Genomic DNA, 24,785 nt, shown 5'->3' with positions numbered 1-24,785 from the left:
GGCGAGCGTAACCCCGCCCCCCGACACCACTGTCAGGCGAGCAGCCCGGCCTTCGCAGCCCACTCCTCGAAGCCGTTCTCGCGGAACGGGAACCTCGCCCCGCTGCCGATCAACCGGTTGACGAGCGCGTTGGCGCTGCACGAGGTCGAACGCCCGGCCTTGATGCCTTCGGCGATCACCCACAGCCTTCCGTGGACGGTCAGACCGAACGCCTTCGCGGTCTGCCTCGCGTGCTTGTCGTCGATCACGGTCGCTCCGCCGTGGACGTCCGCCCACGCGCACACGGTGGTCTCTCCAAGATCCCGATCACCAGCACCGAGCCGCCGCGCCCAGGTCAGCACCGAGCGCAACTCGTCCGGTTCGTCAACGTGGACGACCTCCAGCCAGTCCTGCCGCACAACAAGGTTGTTGCGTCGCATCTCCGCCACGACAGCGGCGGTCGTGAGATTGCGCCACGGGCCCTCTGAAGGTCCTCGTGCGAGGTCACCGAGAACGTCGAGCCGGTCGGCGTCCGCCGCGTGGTGCAGGGCGGAGGCGTCCCAGACCAGTGTCCTGCTCATGGAGTCTCGTCCACCTCGCGCAGCGGCAGGTCGTTCTTGCTGCTGACCGCTCCGTGCAGAAGTTCGAGCGCTCGGTTCCCGGTGATCAGCGAACGCTCGTAGGCCCGGAGCACCGCCCGTTTCCACGCGGGCCCGGTGGCACCCAGTTTCAGGTCCTCATCGGGCGCCACACCCAACTCTGCGAAGAAGTCACCGCGCACCGGACAGCGCGGGCGGAGCACTCGCGCGACTTCGGGGCTGATCAGACCGAGTTCGCGGGCGCGTTGGACGGCGACGCTCCACGACACCCGGTAGCGGCCAGCAAGGCGGAGCAGAGCGCGCCACTGTTCGTCCTCGTCACCGCCCACCGTGCGCCACTCCGACCGGAGATCGGATTCGGGAAGCAGGAAAGCACGGGCGAAAGCGTCGATGAGGGCTTCGCGGTCGTCGTGGCTCCCGCCGACGTCCGAGTTGTACGCATCACCCAGGAGATGGTGTCCCAGCTCGTGAGCCGCGGTGAAACGCCGACGACCCGGATCGGCCTGACCGCCGATGACGGCCACGCCAACGCTGACGGGCTCGTCGAGCAACATCGAAGCGCCGTCGACGTCGCGGTCGACCACCAGCAGGTACAGCCCGAAACGCTCGGTGACCTCGGCAAGCGGAGGCAGCGGACCGTGCGGAATCCCGAGGTGCTCCCGCGCGGCAGTGGCGAGCTTGTCCGCGTCAACGCATCCGAAAGAGACAGCCAGCTGGTCGATCAGGCCCAGCTCGGCGAGGAAGCCGAGGTCGTCAGCGTGCGACTCGAGGTCGACGTCGAGTCGCCACACGGTGCGCGCGGCGGCGTCGGGGTCGTCGGCCAGTCGCTGTCTGCGCGAGACCACCGGGGCTGGCGACTCGCGGAGGAAGTACGTCAGCGGGACGTCGAACAGCTCGGACAGCGCAGCCAGCTCCAGGGCCGAGATCTTGCGCTGCCCGGCTTCCAGTCGCACCACCGAGGAGCGGTCGATGTCGAGCTTCTTCGCCACCTCGTCTTGCGTGTGCTGGGAACCGACCCGCGCGGAGCGGATCCGTTCACCGATGCGAGCCCATGCCTCAGCAGCCATAGTGCGATTTTTGCACATGCGTTCATGGATGCAACACCCAAGCACGCATGTCAGCCTCAGGTCAGGACTGCTCGGTGAGGGCCAGGCGGACGCCGAGGGCGAGGAAGACGGTCGCGGTCACCCGCTGCCGCCACTGGTGGAAGCGGCGGTTCCGGGTGAGCCGGGTGGTCAGCGCGCCCGCGGCGACCGCGAGCACGCAGTCGGTCAGCACCCCGACGACGGCCAGGACCAGGCCGAGCACCAGGAACTGGAGCACCACCCACCCGCGCTCCGGGTGCACGAACTGCGGGAGGAACGCGAGGAAGAACAGCGCGGTCTTCGGGTTGAGCACCCCGGTCAGCACGGCGCTGGTGAACACCTTGCGGCCAGGAATGCCCGACGGGGCAACCGAAACCGGCTCGGAGCCGTCCCGCCACGCGCGATAGGCGAGGTAGACCAGGTACGCGGCGCCGAGGTACTTGAGGATCGAGAACGCCACGGCCGAGCCCGCGAGCAGCGCGGAGAGCCCGATGGCGGCAGCGGCGGTGTGCACGAGGGTGCCGATGCTCAGGCCCAGCGTGGTCAGCACACCGGCGCGTCGCCCGCCGTTCGCGGTGCGCACGAGCACCAGGGCCTGCGCGGGGCCCGGCACGAGGACGAGCGCGAAGCACGCGGCCACGTAGGTGGCCAGCGTCGTGCCGTCGAAGAGGGACATGGCCTCACCATGTCATGGAACCCCTGGTCAGCGGCAGGTGTTGAGCTTGTCCGGGCTGAGGTACTGGTCGGCGACCCAGCGCTCGTTGCCGAGCTTGCGGAAGCCGTTGTCCAGCTCGACGGTGCCCGGGGTGAGCGCGTCGCGGCGGAGCTTGGCCGTGACCGGGTACTGGGTGCTCGGGCCGGACCGCACGTTGAGCAGGTCCGCGGTGACCTTGAAGTCGCAGCGCGGGGCGCCGCCGGTGAGTTCGGGTGGTTGGGGTGCCGCGCCCATGTTCGACAGGAAGATGAAGCCCGCGACGGCCGCGCCGATGAGCAGAAGTGGACGTAGGAACAGGAACACGGTTCCTCCAAGATCGGTCCCGTTCCTGGTATAGCTCCTACCTGCCTGAGCTGCGAAGATCAGCGCGCGAAGTGCACCCGGGCAACCGGTCAGCTCCACCCGTTGGGGGCAGCCGGGGCACAACGCGTGAGGGCCGCCCCCTGGTGGGGACGGCCCTCGGCGAGGAGAAGGTGGTCAGGCCATCTTCTTCTGCAGGTTCTCGTCCAGCGAGGCCAGGAACTCCTCGGTGGTCTGCCACGGCTGGTCCTTGCCGATCAGCAGGGCCAGGTCCTTGGTCATCTTGCCGCTCTCGACGGTCTCGATGACGACCCGCTCCAGCGCGTTGGCGAAGCCGATCACCTCGGGGGTGTTGTCCAGCTTGCCGCGGTGCGCGAGGCCCCGGGTCCAGGCGTAGATGGACGCGATCGGGTTGGTGGAGGTCGGCTTGCCCGCCTGGTGCTGGCGGAAGTGCCGGGTCACCGTGCCGTGCGCGGCCTCGGCCTCGACGGTCTTGCCGTCCGGGGTCATCAGCACCGACGTCATCAGGCCGAGCGAGCCGAAGCCCTGGGCCACGGTGTCGGACTGCACGTCACCGTCGTAGTTCTTGCACGCCCAGACGTAGCCGCCCTCCCACTTCATGGCCGCGGCGACCATGTCGTCGATGAGGCGGTGCTCGTAGGTCAGGCCCTTGGCGTCGAAGTCCGACTTGAACTCGGCGTCGAAGATCTCCTGGAACACGTCCTTGAACATGCCGTCGTAGGCCTTGAGGATCGTGTTCTTGGTCGACATGTAGACCGGGTAGTTGCGCTGCAGGCCGTAGCTGAACGACGCGCGCGCGAAGTCCTCGATGGACTTGCGGTAGTTGTACATCGACAGGGCGACACCGCCGCCCTCCGGGTACTGGGCGACCTCGAACTCCATCGGCTCGGAGCCGTCGGCGGGCTGGAAGGTCACGGTCAGCGTGCCCGGGCCCGGGACCTTGAAGTCGGTCGCCTTGTACTGGTCGCCGTGGGCGTGGCGGCCGATGATGATCGGCTGCGTCCAGCCGGGGACCAGCCGGGGGATGTTGGAGATGATGATCGGCTCGCGGAAGACGACGCCGCCCAGGATGTTGCGGATGGTGCCGTTCGGGCTGCGCCACATCTTCTTCAGGCCGAACTCCTCGACCCGCGCCTCGTCCGGCGTGATGGTGGCGCACTTGACGCCGACGCCGTGGCGCTTGATCGCGTTTGCCGAGTCGATGGTGACCTGGTCGTCGGTGGCGTCCCGGTGCTCCATGCCCAGGTCGTAGTACTCGAGGTTCACGTCGAGGTACGGGTGGACCAGCTTGTCCTTGATGAACTGCCAGATGATCCGGGTCATCTCGTCGCCGTCGAGCTCGACGACAGTGCCTTGGACCTTGATCTTGCTCATACGGCGGAGCGCTCCTCTCGCGACGGTGCAAGCGGGACAAGCGTACTGCTATGCGCGCCCACCGCCTGACCCGGCCAGTGTGATGCTGGCCGCTCCCGGCCTGCCAGCCGACTTCAACGGCCCGATTCAGCCCGGTACCGCCGGACGATCTCGGTCACGCCGTCGGTGATGCCGCGGAGGAAGTCGCGGATCAGCCGCAGCTCGTCCTCGCCGTAGCCCTCCAGCCCGCGCAGCATCAGCTCCCTCAGCGGCGCGAACGCCCGCGCGGTCTCGGCCTCGCGCCTGCCGGTGGACACGACGAACACCCGCCTGCGGTCGCTCGGGTCGCGGCGGCGCTCGATGAAGTCGGCCTTCTCCAGCCGGTCGAGCAGCGCGGTCACCGCGGAGGTGCTCAGCCCGGTGATCTCGGCGAGCTTGCCCGCGGTCAGGTTCTCCTCCTCGCGGGCCAGGTCGAGGCACTTGATGTCGGTCGGGCCGAGCCCGAAGCGGTCGGCTATCGCCTGGTGCATGAGCAACCCCCTGGAGGCGTTGTCCCGCATGACCCCCTCCATCTCGGCGAGCAGCTCCGCGCGCGAGGACGCACCGCTTGACATCGACCCCTCCCGACCCAATACTTCGATCCATCGAGATATCCTGCCCATAGAGATTTACTGCGGGTCGAGATATCCGACTGACAGGACCATATTACGACAGGGGAGTTGCCGATGTCGCAGGAACACGCGCCCGTGTTGATCATCGGGGCGGGGCTCGCCGGGTTGTCCGCGGCGATGTTCCTCGGGCTGCACGGGGTGCGGCCGCTGGTGGTGGACAAGCACGCGGGCACGGCCCAGCACCCGAAGGCGCGCGGCCAGTTCCCGCACACGATGCAGGCGCTGCGGATCGCGGGCGTCGACGACGCGTTCCGCGCGGCGCAGCCAGCGGACCCCGGACTGACGATCAAGATCGCGGCCACCACGGCGGGACCGGTGTTCCACACGATCCTCGCGGGCGAGTCACCGGACTTCAGCGCGTTCAGCCGCAACGCCTGGGCCAACGTCAGCCAGGAGAAGGCCGAGGTCATCCTGCTGGAGCGGGCCCGGGAACTGGGCGCGGACGTGCGGTTCTCGACGAAGGTCGAATCGCTGGCCCAGGACGACCACGGGGTCACCGTCGTCCTCCGCGACCTGACCACCGGGACGATCCGCGAGGTGCGCGCCGACCACGTCGTCGGCGCGGACGGCCACCGCAGCCCGGTCCGCGAGTGGCTGGGCATCGGCAGGCACGGGCGCGGCGTGCTCGGCGAGGGCATCAGCGCGGTCTTCGAGGCCGACCTCGGTGACGCCTTCGACGGCCGGAACGTGTTGTTCTACCTGCAAAATCCCGCTTTGCCGGGCGGTGGCGGGGTGTTCACCAGCACCGACGACCGCAACCGCTTCACCTTCGGCGTAGGCGAGGTCGAGGACATCGACGAGCGGCGGTGGACCGAGCTGATCCGCATCGCCACCGGCCACCCGGACCTGGAGCCGAAACTGCTGGCCTGGAACAGCCGCACCACGACCTCCGTGCTGGTCGCGGACCGGTTCGGCGCCGGGCGCGTCCAGCTGATCGGCGACGCCGTCCGGACCATGCCACCGCACGGCGCGATGGGCGGCAACAGCGCGATCATGGACGGCTTCTCCCTGGCGTGGAAGCTGGCGATGGTGGTGAAAGGCCAAGCGGGACAAGGGTTGCTGGACAGTCACGACGCGGAACGGCGGCCCTACGCGGACGTGCTGGTCGAACAGCAGTACGCGAACATGGTCCAGCGCAACAGCCCGCACCTCGCGGACGGCAGCGAGGCCGAGCCGATCGCGCCCGAGCAGATGATGCTCGGCTACCGCTACCCCACCGGCGCCATCGTGCGCGAGGCCGACGACGACGGCGCGCTGTTCGAGGACCCGGCGGAGCCGACCGGCCGCCCCGGCTCGCACGTCCCCTACAGCGAGTCCACTGTGGACATTTTCGGCCGGAGTTTTGTCTTGCTGGCCAACAAGTCCACTTGGGACGGTAGAGCCGCCGAAGCCGCGGAGGCACTGGGCGTCGAGCTGGCCGTGCACCAGGTCGACGATCCTGACCGGTACGGGGTGAGCACTAGCGGAGCCGTCTTGGTGCGGCCGGACGGGTTCGTCGCCTGGCGCGGCGAGGGTGACCTCGAAGCCGCGCTGCGCACGGTCCTGGCCCGCTGAGCATCAACCGAACGGTGGATCCGCCCTCCACCACGGCCCCGCCGATCCGGGGCCGCGCGGTCGATTCGCCCAGGTCGGCCACGCCGCAAGCTGATCACATGTCCATCATCGAAGTGAGCGGCCTCGGGAAGCGCTACGGCGACCACGTGGCTCTGCGCGATGTCTCCTTCTCCGTCGAGGAAGGAGAGATCTTCGGCATCCTCGGCCCCAACGGGGCGGGCAAGACCACCGCGGTCGAGTGCGTCGAAGGCTTGCGGCGCGCCGATTCCGGCACGATCAGGGTGCTCGGGCTGGACCCGGCCGAGGACGATCGCGAGCTGCGCGAGGTCGTCGGAGTCCAGCTCCAGCAGGCACAGCTGCCCGAGCTGATCAAGGTGTGGGAGGCGCTGGACCTCTACGCCTCCTTCTACCGGAACCCGCGCGACTGGCGGGAACTGCTGGAGCAGTGGGGCTTGGCGGACAAGCGCGACGCCAAGTTCTCCACCCTCTCCGGCGGTCAGAAGCAGCGGCTGTTCATCGCGCTGGCGCTGGTCGGCAACCCGAAGATCGCGTTCCTGGACGAGCTCACCACCGGGCTCGACCCGCAGGCGCGGCGGGCCACCTGGAACCTGATCTCCGAGATGCGCGCGACGGGGGTGACGGTCGTGCTGGTCAGCCACTTCATGGACGAGGTGGAGTGGCTGTGCGACCGCGTCGCGATCTTCGACAGGGGGCGGGTCGTGGCGCTGGACACGCCCGCGGGCCTGGTCGAGAGCACGTTCGCCGAGCGGCGCCTGCGGTTCCGCCCGGTCGCCGCGTTCGACGAGAACGCCCTCGCGCCGCTCCCGGGGGTGCGCGAGGTCGTCCGTGCCGGTTCGCAGGTCGTGGTGACCGGGACCGGGCGGTTCGCCGACGAGGTGACCGCGCTGCTCGCCAGGGAGCACGTGCTCGTGGCGGACCTGCGGCTGGACCAGCCGACGCTCGACGAGGCCTACGTGACGCTGACCGGAGGAAACCAGTGACCGGCTTGGGCAAGCTCACCCTGACCGAGGCGAAGTTGTTCCTGCGGGACAAGGTCTCGCTGCTGTTCGCGCTCGTCGTCCCGGTGTTCCTGTTGCTGGCGATCGGGCTCCAGTTCCGCGGCGGCGGGGGGCCACCCGACCTGGCGGGGTTGCAGGCGGCGTACTTCGTCGCCTCGATCTCCCTGGCGCTCGCTCTGGCCACGCTGTCCTTCAACTCCCTGCCGACCTACCTGTCGACGTACCGGGAGAAGGGCATCCTGCGCAGGCTCCAGGCGACTCCGGCGCATCCGGCGATGGTGCTGATCGCGCAGATCCTGGTGGGGGCGGGCACCGCGCTGCTGTCCACGTCGGTGATCGTCGGGGTCGGTCACCTCGCGCTCGATATTCCTTTGCCCGCAAGCGTTCTGGAGTTCGCGGCGGCGCTCGTGCTGAGCATCGCCGCACTGTTCTCGGTGGGCCTGGCGGTCGCCGCGATCGCACCGACCGCTCGGGCGGCGACGGCCGGGGGGATGATGCTGTTCTTCCCCAGCATGTTCCTGGCCGGGGTGTGGACGCCGAAGGAGACCATGCCGTCCTGGCTCGTCTCGATCAGCGACTTCACGCCGTTGGGAGCGGCCTTGCAGACGCTGCGCGACACTTGGTCGGGCGTCGGCCTCCAGCCGCACTACGCGCTGGTGCTGGCCGTGACCGCGGTGGTGCTGGGATCAGTCGCGGCCGCGCTGTTCCGGTGGGAGTAGGGGTCCGGTGGGAGTAGGGGGCACGGTGGGCAAGCTGGAGTTCTGGTCCAGGTACGGCCAGTACGTCATGGTCGCCATCGGGTTCACCGTGCTCGCCCTGTCCACCGTGTTCTGGGCGCTGATCGAGAACGACCCGGGCCGGGCGCCGTTGGTGCTCGGCCTGGTCGGCCTGACGGTGCTGTGGTTGCTCGTCGGGACGCTGCTCCGCACGCGGGCGGACATGTCGGCGCGGCGCAACAACACCGGCTGGCTGGCCGGGAGGCCCGTGCTCAGCGTGGTGTTCTACTGCGGCCTGTTCGTGCTGATTTTCGCGTTGCTGCGGACTTCCCCGGCCTTCTCGGTGTTCGCCGCGCTCTGCTACCCCTACGCGTACGCGCTGTTCCCGGCGCGCTGGGTGGTTTTCGCGGTCGGGGTGACCTCCGTCGGCGGGCTCGTCGCGCAGACCGGGCTGAGCAAGCTGCCGACCACCTCGCCGTTCATCGTGCTGGTGAACGTCGCGGTCCCGCTGGCGTTCACCGGCTGGGTCGCGGGCATCGAGAGCCAGAAGCGCAACGAGGTGATCCGCGAGCTGACCGAGGTCAACGAACGCCTCGAAACCGCGATGCGGGTCAACGCCGGACTTCAGGCGCAGTTGCTGGAGCAGGCGCGCGAGACCGGGATCACCGAGGAGCGGCAGCGGATGGCCCGGGAGATCCACGACACCATCGCCCAGGGCCTGACCGGCATCATCACCCAGCTCCAGGCCGCGGACGGTGATCCCGAGCAGCGGCAACGGCACCTGGACAACGCCGCGACGCTGGCGCGGGAGAGCCTGAGCGAGGCGCGGCGCTCCGTGCACGCCGTGCGGCCGGAGGCGCTGGAGTCCGCCCGGTTCCCCGACGCGCTCGCGGACGTCGTGCGGCGGTGGTCGAAGATCAACGGGGTGGCCGCCGAGTTCACCTCGACCGGCTCCGCGCGGCCGTTGCACGCCGACGTCGAGGTGGCGTTGCTGCGCACGGCCCAGGAGGCGCTGGCCAACGTGGCGAAGCACGCTCGGGCGGAGCGGGTCGGTTTGACGTTGTCGTACATGGAGGACGTGGTGACGTTGGACGTGCGGGACGACGGCGTCGGCTTTTCGTCCACAGTGGACAGTTCTGGGTTCGGGCTGACGTCGATGCGGCAGCGGGTCGACGGGTTGTCCGGCACCCTGGCAGTGGAGTCCGAGCCCGGTTCGGGAACGGCGATCTCCGCGACCGTCCCGGCGATTCCCGTTGTCGGCAAAGTCCTTGGGGGGCAAGGTTGATCACGGTGCTGATCGTCGACGACCACCCGGTGGTGCGCGACGGGTTGCGCGGCATGTTCACCGGCGACCCCCGCTTCGACGTGGTGGGCGAGGCCGCGGACGGCGCGGAGGCGGTGACCTTGGCCGCTGCCCTTGAGCCGGACGTCGCGCTGATGGACCTGCGGATGCCCGGGACCGACGGGGTGACCGCGATCCGTGCCATCGCGGAGAAGCGGCTGCGGACGCGGGTTCTGGTGCTGACGACCTACGACACCGACGGCGACGTGCTGCCCGCGATCGAGGCCGGTGCGACCGGCTACCTGCTCAAAGACGCGCCGAAGAGCGAGCTTTTCCGTGCCGTCGAAGCTGCCGCGCGCGGCGAGGCCGTGCTGGCGCCCGCGATCGCGACGAAGCTGCTGAGCCAGGTCCGCTCCCCCGCGAAGGAGCCGTTGAGCCAGCGCGAGCTGGAGGTGCTCGGCCTGATCGCCCGCGGCATGACCAACCGCGACGCCGCGGCGAAGCTGTTCATCAGCGAGGCCACCGTGAAGACGCACCTGCTGCACGTCTACGCCAAGCTCGGCGTGAACGACCGCGCCGCCGCCGTCGCCACCGCCTACGAACTGGGCCTCATCACCCCCCGCCGCCGCTAGTGCCCTGAATGAGTCATTGAGGTACTTGAGTGCCCTGAATGAGTCATTAGTCAAGTGCGCTCTTGTGCCCCAGCGCGCCATGCAGGGTTTCCCCTGGTCATACGGTCAAGGGCTCGTTGAGGAGCCAGATATCCGGAGCAGCGTGGCGGCACGGTGACGAAGTGGGTTGATGAGGTCTGGGTGGTCACCTTGTTCGGCGCGGCGGAGTAGCCGGGCGATGACGCTGAGCTGTGCGGCGTGTCCGGTTGGGCTGTCGAGGATGTCAGCGAAGACCTCGTGCACGGTGCGTGCGGTTTCGGGGGCGAGGAGGCTGTAGCAGTAGAGAGTGGCGGCGTCGGTTCCGGCGGGGCCAGTTCCCCAGAGTTCCCAGTCGAGCACTCCGAGCCGTGGGTGCATGAGGTTGGCCCAGTGCAGGTCGCCGTGGATGGTCTCCCACTGCTGGATGTCCAGGGTGACGCCGGGACCGAAGGCTGAGTGGATGCGGCGGTTGACCTTCTCCTGGTCGGCGTTGACCCGGGTAGTGGGTGTCGCGGCAAGAGTGCCGAGGCAGGTGCGCAGCTCGGTCCACCACTCCTGTGGCAGATCGAGTTCGTCGCGCAGGACGTCAGTAGACGAGCACGGATGGCCTGGGAGCAGGGTCATGACCTCGGCTCGTTGGCGCCGCCATTCACCTTCGGCCCATTCGGTACTGGCCAGCACCACGGGTTTGGGGATGCCGACGAGGGCGGCGGCGTCGGTGTTACCGCTCCAGCCGTCGCCTTGCGCCCACTGCGGTTCCTCGGTGACGACGCGCAGCCAGCGCGGACCGTCCGGGCTGTGTGCTGGGGCGCTGATGGAGCGCAGTCGCCACCCGAACACCGGTGTGCCGGTGATGGTCAGGTCGTACTCGGTGGCGGCGCGGGCGAGGTTGAGCCGCATCCAGTTGCGGAATCTGGCGTCGGCGTCGGTGGCTGGTTCGGGGGCCAGCAAGGGGTTGGTCATGAGTCCGCGAGGTGGCGCAGGTAGGCGTCGGGGTTGTCGAGGTAGCGGCGCCAGTGGTCGACCAGTTCCAGCTCGGCCCACTTGACTCGGCGGAAGCCGTGCTCGCCGACCTCGATAACGTCCGCCCCGGGCACGGTGGTCAGGATCGGTGAGTGCGTGGCGCACACGACCTGGGCGCCGCTCTTGCCGAGTTGGTGCAGCAGGGCGACCAGTTGCAGGTTGGAGGTGAACGACAGGGCGGCTTCGGGTTCGTCGAGCACGTAGAAGCCCGGGTCGCGGAACATCGCCGCGAACACCGCGAGGAACCCTTCGCCGTGGCTCATCTCGGCGGTGTTGTCCTCCCAGTATCCGGGGACGCCTCCGAGGTTCTCGGTCATGGAGAACGCGGTCTCCGCGCGCAGGAAGAAGCCCTTCTTCTTCAACCGGGGACCGGACAGCATCGCCGCGCCTCGCGCGGTCGTCTCCAGCCGCAGCACCTCTCCCAGCGGAGTCTTGACGGGGTTGGGTCTGCCGGATCGGGCCGAGGCTCGTCCGCCGTGCGAGTCCAGTTTGAAGCCCTCGGCGATGGCTTCGACCAGGGTGGACTTCCCAGAGCCGTTGTCTCCGACCAGGAACGTCACCGGATGCGTGATCGTCAGCCCCTCGTCAGCGAGCTGGGCCACGCACGGCACGGTGAACGGCCACTTCCGGTGGTCCGGGGGCTGCAAGCCCTCGGGGATGTAGGCACGGCGGACGAACACCGGTCTCCTATGCGTCGTAGTTGGGCTGACAGCCGCGTTTTGGGCCGCACGGTCCGGTCCCGGTCGGCCAGCAGGACGGCAAGCACGCTGGACTGCAGTTCGGGCCGCACTGCGGATCGCAGGGGCGCGGTGACATCACCGGCCCGAAATGCTCCTCCAGTTGTGCGGTGGTGGAGACCATCGCGGGCCCGGCCAGGATCTCAGCCAGCGGGGCGGTGCGCACGTTACCGACCGGCATCCAGCGGGAGAACACGCACGGCCAGACCGCACCGTCCGCAGCGACGGCGATCTGACCGCGTGCGCAGTTGCCGCAAAGCTGGTCCAGGCTCGGCTTCTGGTCGCGCACGCCTCGACCCACCTGCCGCAGCCGGTCCAGTCCGATCTCGGTCACCCCGAGCGCGTCCAGTTCGGCGCGGGCCTGATCAACGCGCTGCCCGTCCTGGACATCGATGAGCCCCACGCGCAGCGGAATCGAGCGACGCAGCGCCTCAGCGATGTTGGCCTTGGTGCGGGCGTGACTGCCCCGACCCTTGGTGATCGAGGCGTGCTCGGCGGCGTCGTCGGAGTAGTAGCTGGTCGCCAGCCGCACACCCGGCTGAGCGAAGACCTCCCACAGCGGCGACGGCACGTGCACGAGATTACTGAACACCTCCACTTCCACCCCCGCGGCGAGCGCGTGGTTCACCAGCTCGGGCAAGCTGCGGTGCAGCGTCGGCTCCCCGCCGATGAACTGCACCATCCGCCCGCCCAGGCGAGCGGTCTCCTCAATCACGCGTCGCCAGTCGGTCGGCTGCATCGCGCCGTCGGTGCCCTTCGGCCCGGAATCGGCGTAACAGTGCTCGCAGGCGAGCTGGCACTTGCCGGTGATCTCCAACCAGACGAACCGCAACTCTTGCATGGCGAACTCCCTCAACAACGGTATGGACAGGTGCCGTGTGGTGGACAACGAAGACGGCTCGACGACCATCCACATTGGACAGATCGCGTATCGCGAAACGGGCGCAGCGCGAGTAGTTCCGAGAGTGCATTGCCGTCATCGCTGTACCGGCAACGTCGCACCGCAAGGGCATAGGCGTTTCGTCCTGGCGCTGTTCCACGTGAAGGTGTGCCCATTCGGGTTTCTTGAACAGGTTGCCGCCGAGGCGTTCATGTGCGGAGCCCCTTTCCGTGTGGCGGGTGTTCTTGGTTGGGGACGTAGTCGGTAGGAATCCACAAGCTGTTTGAGGTCCGCCATGGCAGGGGCTGGCTCGGGTCGTAGCCCTCGCGGTCGGGTTCGTAGACGCTCTGCTGATCGACCCAGCTGCGGAAGTAGGCCCTCGTGTGCTCGATCGACGGGTAGTGCTGGCGCCTGATCCGCAGCAGTTCCGGGCTCTCGCTCACCTCGGCCATACCCACCCGCCCCTGGTCTGGATCACGGTTACGTCGGGTGGGAGACCGCCGAGGCGCAGACTCGGCGGTCCCCCGGCTTCATCAGCCCGCGGCGGCGCGGGCTTCGTCAGCGGCGCTCACCGGCGCCGAGTCCTCCAGGCCGAGGACGGCGCGGATGATCGACCAGCGGTGCTTGCCCGTCACGTCGGTGTAGATGTTCGGAAACCCGCCGTCGCAACGGCGCAGGTTGTCCGGGCGCGTGCCCCGGCTGGCAACACCGGCGACCATCCACCGGCCCGCCACCCGGCGCAGCGTCGGACTTCCGGAGTCGCCGAAGCAGTTGCCCTTGCTCTGCCCGCCGCGCGGCGGGGCGAGGCACAACTCGTTGGCATCGATCGGCCCTGCCGCGCACGCGCTCGGCTCGGCAAGCCGCATGTCGACCTGTTGGAGCACAGCCGCGTCCGGTCCGACACCGGCCGCGTCTGTGCGGCCCCATCCGGTTTCGCGCAGCGTGCCGCCGATCCGCCCGGCGGTGGGCGCCAGCCACATCGGGGTGACGTTGATCGCTCGATCCAGCGTGATGACCGCGACGTCGTTGACACCGGGCGGCTTCTCGCCGAAGTCCCCGGTCCACACCTTGGCGACGCGGGCGTACTCGCCCTTGTTCTTGTCGTGGTCGCCCGCGCGGATGTGGATCTGCTCCGGTTTGGGGTGCCCCGGCAGCAGGAAGCAGTGCGCCGCCCCCAACAGGTGCTTCTTGGTGATGGGGACCGCGCCGCAGTAGTGGAAGTTCGGGTCACCCTTGTATGCGAACTGCAAGCTCGCGCCGATGATGTCCCGATCGGCTGGAGTACCGCCGATGATGCGGGCCTCGGCATCCCGCGACGGCGTCGGCTGCACCGGTTGCGCACTCGCCCCGGCCGGGGCGACCAAGCCCGCGGTCAGCACCGCGACAGCGGCTCTGCGCATCCGACGCGTTCTCTTCTGTTTCACAGTTTCCTCTTGTCTCGCAACGAAACCCGGGCATATCCCCGGACGTCTCAGGGGGGCGGTGCCGCTACTGCTCGCCCGTGGCGCGCAGTTCGTTTAGTCGGCTGTCGAGAAGCTGCTCCAGCTCCGCGAGGCTCCGGCGTTCACACAGTCGGTCCCAGTGGTTCTTGAGCGGCTTGGGCGCGCGAGGCGATGGACCGTCTGCCGTCCGCCGCAGGACCGCGTCCTGGCCGTGGCGTCGGCACCGCCACAGCGGGGGCGTAGTGGGCCGGTCGGCGTTCAGCCTCACCGCGAACTCGTGACCGCGCGGGCAGACGTAGTCGACAGCCTCGCTCTGCACGGGCTCGGCCGAGTCGACGTAGTACTCCGGCGAGCGATCCGGGGTCAGCGACACCAACGTCATGACGCGCAACCAATGCATGACACTCCGATCAACATGGACAAACAGGGGAGGGCGCAGGCAGCGCGGCACTGTGCGGGAGTGCGGCGCTGCCCGCGACCTATGACCGGTGTCAACCCCGGGGGACGGCGAGCATGAGGGCTGAGACCGGAAGAAAGCATTGCGGCACAACGAGTTCACATCCGGCGTGAACGATCCCGCTTGGGGCGAGGTCGATAAGGCCACAGCCACAGCACGAACCCGACCCCGAAAGCGGCGAGCACCACCAGCAACAGGAACGCCTCGCCCGGAAGACAAGCCGTCCCCAGCATGGAAACCTCCTGTGCCACAACGAAAGTGGAAGGATGGTGGGCGCGCCTCCTGCACGCGCCCACCACCCCGCAGAGCGCGCCGCCGCCACGGGAAAGCGGCGGCACGCCCGCGTCTACGCAGCCGAACGACGCGGCTGGTACAAACTGGCGGCAACAACAGAGCTGGACGTCGGGACTGCGACGTCACGCCTGACGAGTTCGTCCTGCGCAAGCACTGCCGTCATGGCGGATAAGTGCAGAGTGCTCGACTCCCAGGTTCGACAGGGAAATCGAACTGGGCGACGAAAGACCACCGTTCGGCAGCTGGCGCACACGACCCCGGACGGCGAGTCCAAAGGATCATGCTGTTGCAGCAGGTTCCGCCACCATCGCAGCCCTTGCCGGATGACTTGGCGGTCATTAGCGGAAAGCGGCTGTTCGACGTCGCCAAGGGTGCGCAACCTCGCGTGAACAGCTGCAACCACTGCACCGAGGTACGGATCAGGAAGGTGGCCGATCATGATTTCGTCACCGCTGACGTCTGGGCCTCGTCGGCGCCCCCAGGAAATCCCATCGGCAAGGACTGAAGTGCCTTGGACAGGATGTCGATGCGCCGTGTTGCGGGGAACAAGCCGAGTAGATCAGTGAAGAACTGCGGCGCCCACTCATCCGGGACGTAGAAGCTGCTCTCGGCGGGCGGGACCACGTGCGCCGCCTCGCCCGCGTGATAGGTCCGTAGTCGGACTAGCCGCCCCGAATGGTCGTACACGTCAATCCAGTGCGGATCGCCACCCTGTGGACGCGTCTGACCAGCCGCTCTGGAAGAGATGCCCGTCACCCCGGTCCCCTCTCAGTGTCGTAGCCACGGTGCTACCTGCTGTGACGACGAAGGCTAGGAGGGGTTCGGCGCGGAAAGTTTTCTAACAGTAAACCTGGCTCTGGTGCACCCGATCGGATGCCCGTACCGTCGTTGCCATGACGAGCGAGGACCCGTCCACCATCGGCGCGCACATCCGACGTATGCGTCGTACACGCGACCTCACGTTGCAGCAGCTAGCCGACCTGTCAGGGCTCACCAAGGGCTACCTCAGCAGGGTCGAGAACGGCAAGGCCATCATCGAACGGCGATCAACTCTCACCAAGATCGCCAACGCGCTTCGCTGCTCGGTCGCGGACTTCACCGGGGCGTTCGTCCCTACGGATGCGCACGACTCCGAGGCCCACGCAACCCTTCCCGATATTCAGCGCGCCCTTGTCGCTACCAGCTTCGAGGGGGCACAGCGGCCCTCCAGTCGAGGCATTGACGAGTTGGAGACGGCAACTGTTGAGGTTGCCAAGCAACGCCAGGAATGCCGCTATCCCGAGGTCGGGAAGGCTCTTCCTGAGCTACTCCTTGATCTACATGCGGTCGCGGCGAGTGGGACGAGCGACGAAACAAAGCGGGCACTGTGCTGCATCGTGCAGACCTGCCAGGTGGCAACGCTATTCGTGAAGAACCTCGGGCAGCAGTTGCTTGCGTGGACTGCCGCCCAGCGCGGTTGTGACGCGGCTGCAAAGCTCGGAGATCCCACGTGGATTGCCGTCGCAGAGTTCGCGAATACTCAGGCGCTAATCGGCCTTGGCCTCCATGATCAAGCTGAATCGAAGGCGCGCAACGCGCTTGCTCTTCCGATTCGCGATACCGAACAAGGGCTTCAGGTCTACGCGACGAACGTGTTGACTTCAGCATTCTGTTCAACCGTAACGCAAACGGCCGACGCGTCTGCGGCGATCGAGGAAGCCGCACAGGTCGGAGGCCGAGTCGAGACTGGAAATGCGTTCTTCCTGGGCTTCAGCGCTGTCAACGTCGACCTATGGCGCGTGTCCATTGCCCTTGAGGACGATGACGCCGACTTGGCGGCAGAGATCGCTCGGAAGATCATCCCGAAGTCCATCCCGCTGAAGTCGCGGAGAGCAGCGTTCCTTATCGAGTACGCGCGGGCCATTCGGGCGATTCATGGCGACCGTGAAGCAATGCTCGAACTGCTTCTAAAGGCCGAGAAGCTTGCTCCCGTGCGCACGCGCGCAAACCTCTTCGCCCGCGACATGATAAGCGAAGCAATCAACAGGGCGCGCACTGACGCCGGAGGGCGACAGCTTCTCGGGCTAGCGGACCGCATGGGGCTAGTGCGCCCGAGTTAGGTCTCCAGAAGAGGGCGCCCGCGAGGCGCCCTCTTCTTTTGGAATCAAATCGTGTCGGTCAAGGGTTTCCGTTGAAGTGCTGCGTGCAAATTGGCCTGTAAAGCAGCCATGGGATCGGCTGGTTCGAGTCCTCCGGGCGGATGGCTGCCCGCGGAACGAGCTGTTCGGCCAGCGTCATCTGGAGTTCGCCAGACCGGTTACGCAGATGCAAACCCCGGACGAGCCCGTACTCCGCACTGGTGTCCATCAAGACGATTTCATAGAGCAGGCCGGTTACGACGACGGTGTGTTGCAGTCCAGCGATTGAGACCCATCCCTGGATGTGCGCCCTGTCCTGTTCGGTGGAGGGCAGAGCCTTCCCGAGGTCGACGCGCACGCGCCTGGGCGGTGCGAGCCAGCGGTGAAGCTGCTGCTTGGGACGCCGCCCCCACCCTCCAGTCGAACGCATGTTCGAGAACAGTAGTAGAGTTAGCCACGCGGTTCAGTCACAAGTCCCGCATGGCCCCGTCCCTGGGGGAAGCAGGGACGGGGCCATTTCTCGTCACGGTGATGTTGGCGATCAAGTCAGCAGCATGAGGAGTCCCCAGTAGCCGCCACCGCCGACGATCGCGCCGACAGCCGTCCCGAGAACTGCTTCTCGAATGGTGTGCCCCTTGCCCGGGACGTTGTTGTTGATCTCGATGCGGGACCAGGCGACCAGTGCGGCGACGGGGGCGACGAGGAGAGCCCAGGGGCCGTAGGTGCCCACGAGCGTGATGACGACTCCTGCCGGTACCGCGGCGTGGAAGGACACCTTGATCTTCGCGCCCTGGGTGATCGCGAGGCAGACGACCAGCGAGACGATCATCGAGACGGTCAGCGCGGTCATCTCGCGCGGTCCGTCGCCCAGGACGATCACGACCAGGCCGAGGGCAACCGAGCCGATGCACGCGAGGATCGGGATGAGGCGGCCTTCGCGGTTGGTGACGTGGTGGCCGTCCCACCGCCCGCGCTTCGCGCCGAAGATGATGACGGCCATGGGGATGACCGCGCCGGTGAACCCGACGAGAAGTCCCCACCACAGCGCCGGGCCGAGTTGGTAACCGGTGGCGGGCCATGCGATGGCCAGGGGCATGGTGAGCACCCAGACCCACGGCGCCAGCACTTCGGTTGCCAGCTTCGCGATCTTCAACCGCGCGCCGGTCTCAGCGGGCATGGTCGTGCTCATCGAACGAGTTCTCCTTGGTAATGGTGGAAACGATGGGGGACGTGGTGTAGGCGTCCGCGATCTTGGCGAGACGCAGGACGTGATCGGGGCCGTCTGCGGAGATGACCACGCGGTTGGTGAGATCCGCCGGAGGCTCGTTGCGCTGGTAGGCGCGGAGAGCCGCGGCGATGACTGCGGCATGTGCTGCCGCATCGGCGTCCTCGCGGGAGATGCCAGCCAGCTCGCCTAGCTCGCGCGCTCGATCGGCGATGTCACGGCGGAGAAAGGGGCGCAACGGTCCCGATACGGCGTCGCGGATGGTCGTCACTCGGATCAGCAGCCGATCCGGCGACGCGCCCACAGGTGGAGTGAACAGCACATCCGGCACGGCCCCGATCACCGCCGCCCAGAGCGGTTCGAGCTGCCGATCCGCCTGCCGTCGTTCCCAACGTGATCCGAGTGTCGGCAGGGTGATGCCCATCATCATCAGGAGGGCACTGGTCATGGCCAGGATCGTTCCTACGCCAACGCCGTTGCTGTACTCCGGCCACGGCAGCGGAGCTCCAAGTGCCTTGCCGACCATCTGCGCGGCCTTGTGCGCGACGAAGAGGAATCCCGCTGCCGCGCCGAACGACACCAATCGCAACCCGAGCCGGAGGAACCGGCGCGTCATACGCCCGGCGTGGCGCAGGGTCCAGATCACGTCGAGCATGGCCCAGGCTGCGTACAGCTCGAAGACCAGCAGGTAGGGAACAACGAGTGGTGCGCCCGTGTCGTTGGCGGTGATCGCGCGCAGACCAGAAGCAAGCGGCCCGAACATGTACAGGACGACCAGGGCCGCAATCGCCACGGCGACCGCAACACGGCGCGGTTGGGTTCGCTCGACAACGGTCTCGCCGGACTGCCCGAGGTGCAGACACAGGACCTGGGTGTTGTACAAACCGGCCACGGTGGTTACGTGGATGAGCAGCTGCGGCAGCGCAGGCACAGGGAGGACGCTCGCGGCCGACTCGTAGAAGAAGCCGATGATCAGCCCGACGTCGAGCGCGATCACCGACCGCAGCAGCGCCGCCGAGAACGGTTTGCGGGTGCGCCACCAGCTTCGTGCCCAGTAGACGACGGCGAGAGTGACGACGCCGATCGTCGCCACGGTTAAGCCAGACACGGTGGTCAGTCCTCCAGTTGGGCGTAGCGACCGAGCACGTCGCGGTACTCGGGGGCTACCGGCTCCGCATCCAAGCCTCCGCGGGCGTGCGCCCGTTCAGCCACGAGGTAGGCGAACGACTCCGCCGCGCGCTCCTGGTCGTCGTGGAAGGTGGCGCGCCGCAGGACCCCTTCGCTGGGCTCTTCTCCTGCTGGCTGGTGACGACACACCACGTGCCCCAGTTCATGGAGGATCACGTGCTCGCGGTGCTCCGAAGACAGCCTCGGGTCGTAGAAGATCCCGTCAACGTGGACTCCTGGGGAGAACAAGCCGTAGGGCAAGGCGACGTCCGCGAGGTCAGCTTTGGCCACCACCTCGCCCGGATACGGCATGACCTCGATCGCCTTGCCGCGCCGCTTGCCGACAGCGCTGCACAATTCGTTCACGTCGAACGGCACTGGAAGTTCCAGGTCTGCGACCAGCTCCGCAACGTCGCGGTACTGCACGATCGGCGCGTGGCGGTCGACGCACACGTCAGGCGCATCGCCGCGCCTCCGCCGAGACCACGGCAACAGGCTGCGGGCTTCACGGGCGGGGCGCATCGCCGTCCGTCCCTCCTTCGCCGCGCTGGACGTCGAGTTGGTGGAAGTGGCTGACGACCTGTTGCAGGAGGTCGCGGCTGTCCTTGGAGAGGCCACCGAAACCGCGTAGCAGGACGCCGCCGTCGTGCTGCTCCCGCGCGGTGTTCGACGGCGGCTCGGCGGGCTGGAGGTCCGCAGTCGTTCCGTCCGTGAAACCTCGCTTGATCCGATCCGCGATCTCCGGGTCGACGAAGAACCCAGCGGACACGCCGAAGGCGTGCGCCACGGCGCGGATGGTGTCCCGCCCTGGATTCGGCGTTTCGCCCTTGCGCAGCTTCGCGATCGCCGCCTTGGACAGCGGGACGCCGAACTCCGCAGTCGCTGCTGCGATGGCGCCGTCCGGGTACTGCTGTCCGTCGGCTCCCCGGATGCGCTCGTGCAGCCAGCGGAACTGCTCCGCGAAGGACGGAAGGTCGTTGACGTGCTTCTCCACGCGTTCCCCCCAACAAGACGTGCGCCAACAATAGTTTCCGGCATGCGCCTTGTTGCCTACTTTAGTTGACATACCGAGCAGTACGTCAACTAAAGTGCAACATGCAAACGATCGGGGCGGCAACGTGACGCTTGCCGGGAAGGAAGGACGTGAGTGAGCACTCAGGCAGACGCACAAGGTTGGGCGCTGCTGCACTCCCTGCGCGATGAGAAGGGGTTGACCTTCCGTGCGCTGGCCGAGGCGTCGGGTCTGTCGGTCAGCCAGCTGTGGAAGCTGGCGGCAGGGCGGCAACGCCCGACCGACCGCACGGCCGCGAAGCTTGCAGCGGGGCTCGGCGTCGAGACCTCGGCGCTGGTTCGGCAATGCCAGTGCGGGCGGTTGGACCGCCGTGAATCACGAGAGACCGTCCCACCCCGGGACGTGACGCCGCTGCCGAAGCGGTAGCGGAAGACGCATCAGCGCGCTCGCCGGGGGGCGAGGAGTCGGCGCGCATCATGGCAATGCGGGAGAAAGGACGTGCGGTGACGCACGCAATAAGGGGGGTCCGGCGCACTCGCGCGGGATCACAGAATCACCTTCGTCAGCAGCGTGGGCAGGTGGGATCGTGACGTTTCCGATTCCGATCCAGGACCCGTTGCCCTTCGAGCACGGCGAATCGCCGGATGCCTCAGCGAAGCCGTTGACCGTCGGCGAGCAGATCCAGGCCGTGATGGAGCTGCTGACCACCACAGCGCAGAACGCTAGTCAGGTTGCTCGCATCGTGGCGGCGATCGTGCATGCCTCACGCGCGAATCGCGGCACGGTCACGGCGAACAGCCTGCGGCCCTGGCTTGACGGAGTTCATCCTCCGCTGGTCGGCAGCGTCATCCGCCGCTTGGCCTTGGCCCGCGTTCTCAGCGTGACCGGCCACTACGTGCAGTGCACGGCCAAGCGCAGCGGGAACGGCGGCAAGCTGCAACGGGTTTACCGCTACCACGCGCCCAGCCGGGCCACCGACTGATTCCGCAGACGCTGCCTCGCCGCTGGCCGTGAACCAGTGCGCGAGGCCGCTTCCGCGCGCCCACGCAAAGACCATCCGCTCATGCCTTCGTCGGCAGAGCGGTGAATTCGCCTGCCTACCAAGGGAAACTGTGTCCCGCATTCGCTCGATCAAGCCAAGCTTCTTCAAGTCCGACGCGGTCGCCGTGCTGCCGCTGCGCGCCCGAATGACGTGGATCGGCCTGTGGACCTACGCCGACGACCACGGACGCGCCCGCGAACACGCCCGGCTCATCCATGCCGAGCTGTACCCGCTCGATGACGATGTCACAGTCGAGAACGTCGCCGAGGACCTCGACATGCTTGCCACCGCTGGACGCATCCAGCGGTACGAGGTCGACGGCAAGCGGTACTTCGTCGTCACCAACTGGACCGAGCACCAGCACCCGAACCGGCCGAACAAGCCGCGCTGCCCCGCCCCACCATCCCCAGAGCACATCCACACGCCTGTGGACAACACCCCAGTTGTCCACAGCGAACAGGCCCAGTGCGGACGCACTGCGTCCGCACTGCCGGAGGGGGAGGGGGAAGTAGGAGAAGGAACTAGGGGGTGGGAGACGCGCGAGCGCGCCCAAGAGCGGCCAGGACGCCGGGCCGAGCCGCGCAGCGGGCACCGGACCGGTCCGCCGTCCGCCCGACCACGCACACCGCACCCGGCTCCGCCGAGCTCCCCGCGGGCACGCTGCCCCCGGCACGCGGCACTGCCAGCCGACGATCCCGGCCCGGCGTGTGTCGGCTGCCGGGATGCCCGAGTAGCCGCTGAAGCTCGCTGTCGCGAGGAACGAGCAGCCGCCGAACAGCGCAGTCAACGCTGCTCGGACTGCCGAGGTGAGGGCTGGGTGCTCGACGGCTTCGGCGTGCCGCTCGAACCGGCACGGCACTGTAAGCACCAGGGCGTGACCGTAGGAGCCGCCCAGTGACGGCGATCGTGCTTCCCTTCCGTACCAAAGAAATCAGCTTTGTCGTCGAGGGATTGCCCGCGCCGCAGGGCAGCAAGAGCGCCTTCCGCTCCGGCTCTCGGATCGTCGTGGTCGAGTCGGCTGCTGCCGCTGTGAAAGCATGGCGCGCCGCTGTGAAGGCTGCCGCTTGCGGAGCTCGGGGGTTCGCCTCCGCGCGGCTGGCGGTCGAAGTGCGGATCGTGTTCACCATGCCCGCGCCCGACCGGCTGCCCGGCGATCGCTGGGCGCCCTCGGTGCGGCCGGACATCGACAAGCTCGCGCGGTCCACATTGGACGGTCTGACCGACGCTCAGGTGATCGCCGATGACGGACAGGTGGTGAGCCTCAACGTGCGCGAGACCTACCCGCTGGGCTCGCCGTACAGCCTGCCCGACGCGCTCGCCCATCCCGGAGCGCTGATCGAAATCGCCCTGCTTTCCCCGCTCCGCAAGGAGATTACGCAGTGACTCTCGCACCCGTCCGTGACTCGCTGGTCGACCTGCTCGCCCTGGGGGTCGCCGTCGACCAGCTCACCCAGCCCGTCACCGCGCGCTTGGTCCGCGACAACGGCACCATTACCGCGGCCGTCGGTCCGTGCCTGCTCGACCAGCTCGCCGAAGCGGTCATCCCCGGGATGGAGAACACCGGCGGCCACGCGACCGGCTCGGCCCCGCCCGCGAGCCTCAACGCGCTGTCGCTGCTCGCCGAGATCGAGACGGAGCTGAAGTTGGCCTTGGCCGCGCTCGCCGAGCAGGCCGCGCCGACGTTGCTGCGCCAGGTGCGGCAGTGGGCGGGCTGGGCCGAGGAGTGGCGGCTTCAGGATGCCGACTACCTCGCCTACGCCGCCGACCGCGCGATGAAGTGGGTGGAGCAGGCGCGTGCGGTGCTCGACCCGCCGCGCCGGTACCCGCTGCGGCTGGCCTGCCCGAACTGCCAGACGCGCTTCGTGCAGGCGTGGTCGGACGAGGAAGCCGACTTCGTCCGCCGCGACGCGGTCGCGATCGACCCGGACAAGTCGCTCGTCACGTGCGCCGGATGCGCAAGCAGCTGGTCTCTGGACACCGCGGCGCTGATGTTCAACACCCTGGATCAGCAAGGACTCGAAACCCTCGGCCTTGTTTCCCCAAAAAGGAACATCGCAGGCCAGGGCGATAATTACGGAATCGCTTGACACGCTCCTCATAAGCGCCTGATACTGGTCTCGCTTACCAGAGGTGTATCCACAGTCAGCCCCCGCGCCCAGCCCCCCGGAGCGCGGGGGTTCCTCTTTTAGGAACAGGCCGCGTCGGCGCAACTCCGGGCCAATCCGGGTCGTCCACGAGTGCAAGTCTCGACTTTGCCCAGTCTCCATTGCTCAATTTGAGGGATATTGACCAGGTAGCCATTGTCTTTCTTGTGGGAATGTTTCCACTGAGGCAATATGAGGGTGTCCAATTTCAGGGCAGTGCCACTAACACTGTCCCGAAAGAGATCCCGAAAGGTCTGCGTTGATGTTTCTGAATGGCTTGAGAAGCACTCAGATCACTTTTGACGACCCGCGTACCTATAGAGAATTCGGCTCGCGCTGTTCGTCCACCCAGCATGTGGACACCCTCGGAGAGCTGGCTCGGTGCATGCTCCACGATCTGAAGAGCGCGTTCGGCGACCTGTCCTACTCGTTGAGCTTGTTCCCCGGTAATCACGTGCAGCTGACCGTAGGCGGCCTGCTGCGCGCCGAGGAGGCCGACCCGGGATATCTGACATCCGCGCGGAGCTTGTTCGCTGACGCTCTCGCGAAGTTCAACTGGTCCACCCCGCGCGGCTCAGCGAGCGACGTTCGCCCCACGGACGTCCGGTTCCTCGTGTGCGGCATCCACATCCTGACGCCGAGTCAGACGGCGATGTTGCCCCGGCACGCCGCGCCGGTGACCGCGCTCCCGGAGCACCCCGGATGTCCGATGGTGCCGATTCCCCGCTAGCCAGGGCGGATACAGGTGCCCCGGCGACTGCCACTAACAGTGCGCCGGGGCGTGTCCGCCCTTCCGGAGCAGGTCTGCACGAGCCTCCGAAAGGACAAGACGTGATCCACCCTAGCGCTCAGCGACGCAAGGTCGAGCGCGCGTTCGAGGCGTACCGCATCGCGCGCGCGTTCCGTGAAAGCCACCGGCAACAGTTGTTCGAGGAGCTGCGCCGGGACGCCGATCTGATGCAGGCGTTGTACCTGATGCTGCTCGACCTGATCGACATCACCAACCGCGCCAACCTCTCCGTTGCCCTGTGGGAGCTACGCGCCCGGGGCTGGATGATCAGCGCCCCGTACCGGCTGACCGAGGACGGCATCGCGGCGTTCTGGGACTGGAAGTCCAAGATCGCTCCGTACCTGCATGAGCGGGACTTCCATGCCTTGTGGTGCAGAGTGACCTCAATCTGACCTCGCCCTTGAGCCCTGCGGCTTCCGCTTCCCCGGTTGCCGCAGGGCTTTTCCCTGCGCGCCGGGCACGTTGCCGGTCGGCGACAGGCAGAGCCTGGTCGACAGCTGCGCCGGGCCTG

General features: G+C 67.6%; 32 protein-coding genes. 14 read left to right on the top strand and 18 right to left on the bottom strand.

What is annotated here, in order from left to right; translation table 11 throughout:
- Positions 1 to 32: 32 nt before the first annotated feature.
- The 6 genes from NLX83_RS13975 to NLX83_RS13950 form a co-directional block, all read right to left on the bottom strand.
- Positions 33 to 560: a hypothetical protein gene (locus NLX83_RS13975; RefSeq protein ID WP_254235256.1), complete on the bottom strand. Its 528-nt coding sequence runs from the start codon at positions 558 to 560 to the stop codon at positions 33 to 35.
- A complete protein-coding gene (locus tag NLX83_RS13970; RefSeq protein ID WP_254235255.1) occupies positions 557 to 1,645 on the bottom strand; it encodes a helix-turn-helix domain-containing protein in 1,089 nt (362 codons plus the stop codon). The genes NLX83_RS13975 and NLX83_RS13970 overlap by 4 nt, the downstream gene beginning before the upstream one ends.
- 61 nt (positions 1,646 to 1,706) lie before the next feature.
- Positions 1,707 to 2,339, bottom strand: a complete 633-nt coding sequence (locus NLX83_RS13965) for a LysE family translocator (RefSeq protein WP_254235254.1) — start codon at positions 2,337 to 2,339, stop codon at positions 1,707 to 1,709.
- Positions 2,340 to 2,366: 27 nt separating this feature from the next.
- On the bottom strand, positions 2,367 to 2,681 hold the full coding sequence (locus NLX83_RS13960; RefSeq protein WP_254235253.1) for an SH3 domain-containing protein: 315 nt from the start codon (positions 2,679 to 2,681) through the stop codon (positions 2,367 to 2,369).
- 174 nt (positions 2,682 to 2,855) lie between these two features.
- Positions 2,856 to 4,073: an NADP-dependent isocitrate dehydrogenase gene (locus tag NLX83_RS13955; protein ID WP_254235252.1), complete on the bottom strand. Its 1,218-nt coding sequence runs from the start codon at positions 4,071 to 4,073 to the stop codon at positions 2,856 to 2,858.
- A gap of 113 nt (positions 4,074 to 4,186) precedes the next feature.
- Complete coding sequence (locus tag NLX83_RS13950) at positions 4,187 to 4,666, bottom strand: MarR family winged helix-turn-helix transcriptional regulator (RefSeq protein ID WP_254235251.1); 480 nt, start codon at positions 4,664 to 4,666, stop codon at positions 4,187 to 4,189.
- A 111-nt stretch (positions 4,667 to 4,777) separates the two neighbouring features.
- Here NLX83_RS13950 and NLX83_RS13945 point away from each other — a divergent pair, with 111 nt between their 5' ends.
- From NLX83_RS13945 to NLX83_RS13925, 5 genes are all read left to right on the top strand, one after another.
- Complete coding sequence (locus NLX83_RS13945; protein ID WP_254235250.1) at positions 4,778 to 6,277, top strand: FAD-dependent monooxygenase; 1,500 nt, start codon at positions 4,778 to 4,780, stop codon at positions 6,275 to 6,277.
- A gap of 98 nt (positions 6,278 to 6,375) precedes the next feature.
- Positions 6,376 to 7,278, top strand: coding sequence for an ABC transporter ATP-binding protein (locus NLX83_RS13940; protein ID WP_254235249.1), 903 nt, complete (start codon positions 6,376 to 6,378; stop codon positions 7,276 to 7,278).
- Positions 7,275 to 8,015: an ABC transporter permease gene (locus tag NLX83_RS13935; protein WP_254235248.1), complete on the top strand. Its 741-nt coding sequence runs from the start codon at positions 7,275 to 7,277 to the stop codon at positions 8,013 to 8,015. Before NLX83_RS13940 ends, NLX83_RS13935 begins: the two co-directional genes overlap by 4 nt.
- A 25-nt stretch (positions 8,016 to 8,040) precedes the next feature.
- Entirely contained in the window at positions 8,041 to 9,297 is a 1,257-nt protein-coding gene (locus NLX83_RS13930) for a sensor histidine kinase (RefSeq protein ID WP_254235247.1), read from the top strand.
- Positions 9,294 to 9,926 carry a response regulator gene (locus NLX83_RS13925; RefSeq protein ID WP_254235246.1) on the top strand — a complete coding sequence of 211 codons (633 nt, stop codon included), beginning with the start codon at positions 9,294 to 9,296 and terminating at the stop codon, positions 9,924 to 9,926. Before NLX83_RS13930 ends, NLX83_RS13925 begins: the two co-directional genes overlap by 4 nt.
- Positions 9,927 to 10,031: 105 nt before the next feature.
- Here the strand turns inward: NLX83_RS13925 and NLX83_RS13920 are convergent, their stop codons facing one another.
- The 7 genes from NLX83_RS13920 to NLX83_RS40970 all read right to left on the bottom strand — a co-directional run bounded on the left by NLX83_RS13920 (position 10,032) and on the right by NLX83_RS40970 (position 14,716).
- The gene (locus tag NLX83_RS13920; RefSeq protein ID WP_254235245.1) at positions 10,032 to 10,907 is read right to left on the bottom strand and encodes a phosphotransferase; all 876 of its coding nucleotides are present in this window, start codon (positions 10,905 to 10,907) and stop codon (positions 10,032 to 10,034) included.
- On the bottom strand, positions 10,904 to 11,647 hold the full coding sequence (locus NLX83_RS13915; RefSeq protein ID WP_254235244.1) for an ATP-binding cassette domain-containing protein: 744 nt from the start codon (positions 11,645 to 11,647) through the stop codon (positions 10,904 to 10,906). Before NLX83_RS13915 ends, NLX83_RS13920 begins: the two co-directional genes overlap by 4 nt.
- A gap of 7 nt (positions 11,648 to 11,654) precedes the next feature.
- The gene (locus NLX83_RS13910; RefSeq protein ID WP_254235243.1) at positions 11,655 to 12,545 is read right to left on the bottom strand and encodes a radical SAM protein; all 891 of its coding nucleotides are present in this window, start codon (positions 12,543 to 12,545) and stop codon (positions 11,655 to 11,657) included.
- A gap of 248 nt (positions 12,546 to 12,793) precedes the next feature.
- Complete coding sequence (locus NLX83_RS13905; RefSeq protein WP_254235242.1) at positions 12,794 to 13,036, bottom strand: hypothetical protein; 243 nt, start codon at positions 13,034 to 13,036, stop codon at positions 12,794 to 12,796.
- A gap of 81 nt (positions 13,037 to 13,117) precedes the next feature.
- A complete protein-coding gene (locus tag NLX83_RS13900; protein WP_254235241.1) occupies positions 13,118 to 13,984 on the bottom strand; it encodes a S1 family peptidase in 867 nt (288 codons plus the stop codon).
- 88 nt (positions 13,985 to 14,072) lie between these two features.
- Positions 14,073 to 14,426, bottom strand: coding sequence for an RNA polymerase-binding protein RbpA (locus NLX83_RS13895; protein WP_254235240.1), 354 nt, complete (start codon positions 14,424 to 14,426; stop codon positions 14,073 to 14,075).
- Positions 14,427 to 14,581: 155 nt separating this feature from the next.
- Positions 14,582 to 14,716, bottom strand: coding sequence for a hypothetical protein (locus NLX83_RS40970; protein WP_256563080.1), 135 nt, complete (start codon positions 14,714 to 14,716; stop codon positions 14,582 to 14,584).
- A gap of 341 nt (positions 14,717 to 15,057) precedes the next feature.
- Here NLX83_RS40970 and NLX83_RS13890 point away from each other — a divergent pair, with 341 nt between their 5' ends.
- Both NLX83_RS13890 and NLX83_RS13885 read left to right on the top strand, forming a co-directional pair.
- Entirely contained in the window at positions 15,058 to 15,282 is a 225-nt protein-coding gene (locus NLX83_RS13890; protein ID WP_254235239.1) for a hypothetical protein, read from the top strand.
- A 388-nt stretch (positions 15,283 to 15,670) separates the two neighbouring features.
- Positions 15,671 to 16,876 (top strand): helix-turn-helix domain-containing protein, encoded by a 1,206-nt coding sequence (locus NLX83_RS13885; RefSeq protein WP_254235238.1) that lies wholly within the window; start codon positions 15,671 to 15,673, stop codon positions 16,874 to 16,876.
- A 58-nt stretch (positions 16,877 to 16,934) separates the two neighbouring features.
- On the opposite strand, the gene NLX83_RS13880 is transcribed toward NLX83_RS13885, so the two are convergent.
- From NLX83_RS13880 to NLX83_RS13860, 5 genes are all read right to left on the bottom strand, one after another.
- A complete protein-coding gene (locus NLX83_RS13880) occupies positions 16,935 to 17,252 on the bottom strand; it encodes a hypothetical protein (RefSeq protein WP_254235237.1) in 318 nt (105 codons plus the stop codon).
- A 183-nt stretch (positions 17,253 to 17,435) separates the two neighbouring features.
- A complete protein-coding gene (locus NLX83_RS13875) occupies positions 17,436 to 18,083 on the bottom strand; it encodes a hypothetical protein (protein WP_254235236.1) in 648 nt (215 codons plus the stop codon).
- Positions 18,061 to 19,212, bottom strand: a complete 1,152-nt coding sequence (locus tag NLX83_RS13870; RefSeq protein ID WP_254235235.1) for an MAB_1171c family putative transporter — start codon at positions 19,210 to 19,212, stop codon at positions 18,061 to 18,063. Before NLX83_RS13870 ends, NLX83_RS13875 begins: the two co-directional genes overlap by 23 nt.
- A gap of 20 nt (positions 19,213 to 19,232) precedes the next feature.
- Positions 19,233 to 19,808 carry an ImmA/IrrE family metallo-endopeptidase gene (locus NLX83_RS13865; RefSeq protein ID WP_254235234.1) on the bottom strand — a complete coding sequence of 192 codons (576 nt, stop codon included), beginning with the start codon at positions 19,806 to 19,808 and terminating at the stop codon, positions 19,233 to 19,235.
- A complete protein-coding gene (locus NLX83_RS13860) occupies positions 19,792 to 20,280 on the bottom strand; it encodes a hypothetical protein (protein WP_254235233.1) in 489 nt (162 codons plus the stop codon). Before NLX83_RS13860 ends, NLX83_RS13865 begins: the two co-directional genes overlap by 17 nt.
- A 153-nt stretch (positions 20,281 to 20,433) precedes the next feature.
- Here NLX83_RS13860 and NLX83_RS13855 point away from each other — a divergent pair, with 153 nt between their 5' ends.
- The 7 genes from NLX83_RS13855 to NLX83_RS13825 all read left to right on the top strand — a co-directional run bounded on the left by NLX83_RS13855 (position 20,434) and on the right by NLX83_RS13825 (position 24,666).
- A complete protein-coding gene (locus tag NLX83_RS13855; RefSeq protein ID WP_254235232.1) occupies positions 20,434 to 20,724 on the top strand; it encodes a helix-turn-helix domain-containing protein in 291 nt (96 codons plus the stop codon).
- A 160-nt stretch (positions 20,725 to 20,884) separates the two neighbouring features.
- Positions 20,885 to 21,280, top strand: a complete 396-nt coding sequence (locus NLX83_RS13850; RefSeq protein ID WP_254235231.1) for a hypothetical protein — start codon at positions 20,885 to 20,887, stop codon at positions 21,278 to 21,280.
- A gap of 130 nt (positions 21,281 to 21,410) precedes the next feature.
- Entirely contained in the window at positions 21,411 to 22,238 is an 828-nt protein-coding gene (locus NLX83_RS13845) for a hypothetical protein (protein WP_254235230.1), read from the top strand.
- Positions 22,235 to 22,723 carry a RusA family crossover junction endodeoxyribonuclease gene (locus NLX83_RS13840; protein ID WP_254235229.1) on the top strand — a complete coding sequence of 163 codons (489 nt, stop codon included), beginning with the start codon at positions 22,235 to 22,237 and terminating at the stop codon, positions 22,721 to 22,723. The genes NLX83_RS13845 and NLX83_RS13840 overlap by 4 nt, the downstream gene beginning before the upstream one ends.
- Positions 22,720 to 23,427 (top strand): DUF7341 domain-containing protein, encoded by a 708-nt coding sequence (locus NLX83_RS13835; protein WP_254235228.1) that lies wholly within the window; start codon positions 22,720 to 22,722, stop codon positions 23,425 to 23,427. The genes NLX83_RS13840 and NLX83_RS13835 overlap by 4 nt, the downstream gene beginning before the upstream one ends.
- 442 nt (positions 23,428 to 23,869) lie before the next feature.
- Positions 23,870 to 24,214, top strand: coding sequence for a hypothetical protein (locus NLX83_RS13830; RefSeq protein WP_254235227.1), 345 nt, complete (start codon positions 23,870 to 23,872; stop codon positions 24,212 to 24,214).
- Between the two features lie 101 nt (positions 24,215 to 24,315).
- Positions 24,316 to 24,666: a hypothetical protein gene (locus NLX83_RS13825; RefSeq protein WP_254235226.1), complete on the top strand. Its 351-nt coding sequence runs from the start codon at positions 24,316 to 24,318 to the stop codon at positions 24,664 to 24,666.
- Positions 24,667 to 24,785: the final 119 nt, after the last annotated feature.

Origin of the sequence: Allokutzneria sp. A3M-2-11 16 (assembly GCF_024213555.1) — a bacterium.
GTDB lineage: Bacteria > Actinomycetota > Actinomycetes > Mycobacteriales > Pseudonocardiaceae > Allokutzneria.
Note: the sequence above shows the minus strand (reverse complement) of the source record. Positions and strands in the feature narration are given on the sequence as shown.

Excerpts from the sequence above, each read along its gene's own strand:
- NLX83_RS13920 (WP_254235245.1), bottom strand. The coding sequence starts at position 10,907 with ATGACCAACCCCTTGCTGGCCCCCGAACCAGCCACCGACGCCGACGCC.
- NLX83_RS13875 (WP_254235236.1), bottom strand. The coding sequence starts at position 18,083 with ATGAGCACGACCATGCCCGCTGAGACCGGCGCGCGGTTGAAGATCGCG.
- NLX83_RS13945 (WP_254235250.1), top strand. The coding sequence starts at position 4,778 with ATGTCGCAGGAACACGCGCCCGTGTTGATCATCGGGGCGGGGCTCGCC.
- NLX83_RS13975 (WP_254235256.1), bottom strand. The coding sequence starts at position 560 with ATGAGCAGGACACTGGTCTGGGACGCCTCCGCCCTGCACCACGCGGCG.
- NLX83_RS13950 (WP_254235251.1), bottom strand. The coding sequence starts at position 4,666 with ATGTCAAGCGGTGCGTCCTCGCGCGCGGAGCTGCTCGCCGAGATGGAG.
- NLX83_RS13905 (WP_254235242.1), bottom strand. The coding sequence starts at position 13,036 with ATGGCCGAGGTGAGCGAGAGCCCGGAACTGCTGCGGATCAGGCGCCAG.
- NLX83_RS13900 (WP_254235241.1), bottom strand. The coding sequence starts at position 13,984 with ATGCGCAGAGCCGCTGTCGCGGTGCTGACCGCGGGCTTGGTCGCCCCG.
- NLX83_RS13890 (WP_254235239.1), top strand. The coding sequence starts at position 15,058 with ATGCTGTTGCAGCAGGTTCCGCCACCATCGCAGCCCTTGCCGGATGAC.
- NLX83_RS13970 (WP_254235255.1), bottom strand. The coding sequence starts at position 1,645 with ATGGCTGCTGAGGCATGGGCTCGCATCGGTGAACGGATCCGCTCCGCG.
- NLX83_RS13955 (WP_254235252.1), bottom strand. The coding sequence starts at position 4,073 with ATGAGCAAGATCAAGGTCCAAGGCACTGTCGTCGAGCTCGACGGCGAC.
- NLX83_RS13910 (WP_254235243.1), bottom strand. The coding sequence starts at position 12,545 with ATGCAAGAGTTGCGGTTCGTCTGGTTGGAGATCACCGGCAAGTGCCAG.
- NLX83_RS13895 (WP_254235240.1), bottom strand. The coding sequence starts at position 14,426 with ATGCATTGGTTGCGCGTCATGACGTTGGTGTCGCTGACCCCGGATCGC.
- NLX83_RS13865 (WP_254235234.1), bottom strand. The coding sequence starts at position 19,808 with ATGCGCCCCGCCCGTGAAGCCCGCAGCCTGTTGCCGTGGTCTCGGCGG.
- NLX83_RS40970 (WP_256563080.1), bottom strand. The coding sequence starts at position 14,716 with ATGCTGGGGACGGCTTGTCTTCCGGGCGAGGCGTTCCTGTTGCTGGTG.
- NLX83_RS13885 (WP_254235238.1), top strand. The coding sequence starts at position 15,671 with ATGACGAGCGAGGACCCGTCCACCATCGGCGCGCACATCCGACGTATG.
- NLX83_RS13965 (WP_254235254.1), bottom strand. The coding sequence starts at position 2,339 with ATGTCCCTCTTCGACGGCACGACGCTGGCCACCTACGTGGCCGCGTGC.
- NLX83_RS13940 (WP_254235249.1), top strand. The coding sequence starts at position 6,376 with ATGTCCATCATCGAAGTGAGCGGCCTCGGGAAGCGCTACGGCGACCAC.
- NLX83_RS13830 (WP_254235227.1), top strand. The coding sequence starts at position 23,870 with ATGCTCCACGATCTGAAGAGCGCGTTCGGCGACCTGTCCTACTCGTTG.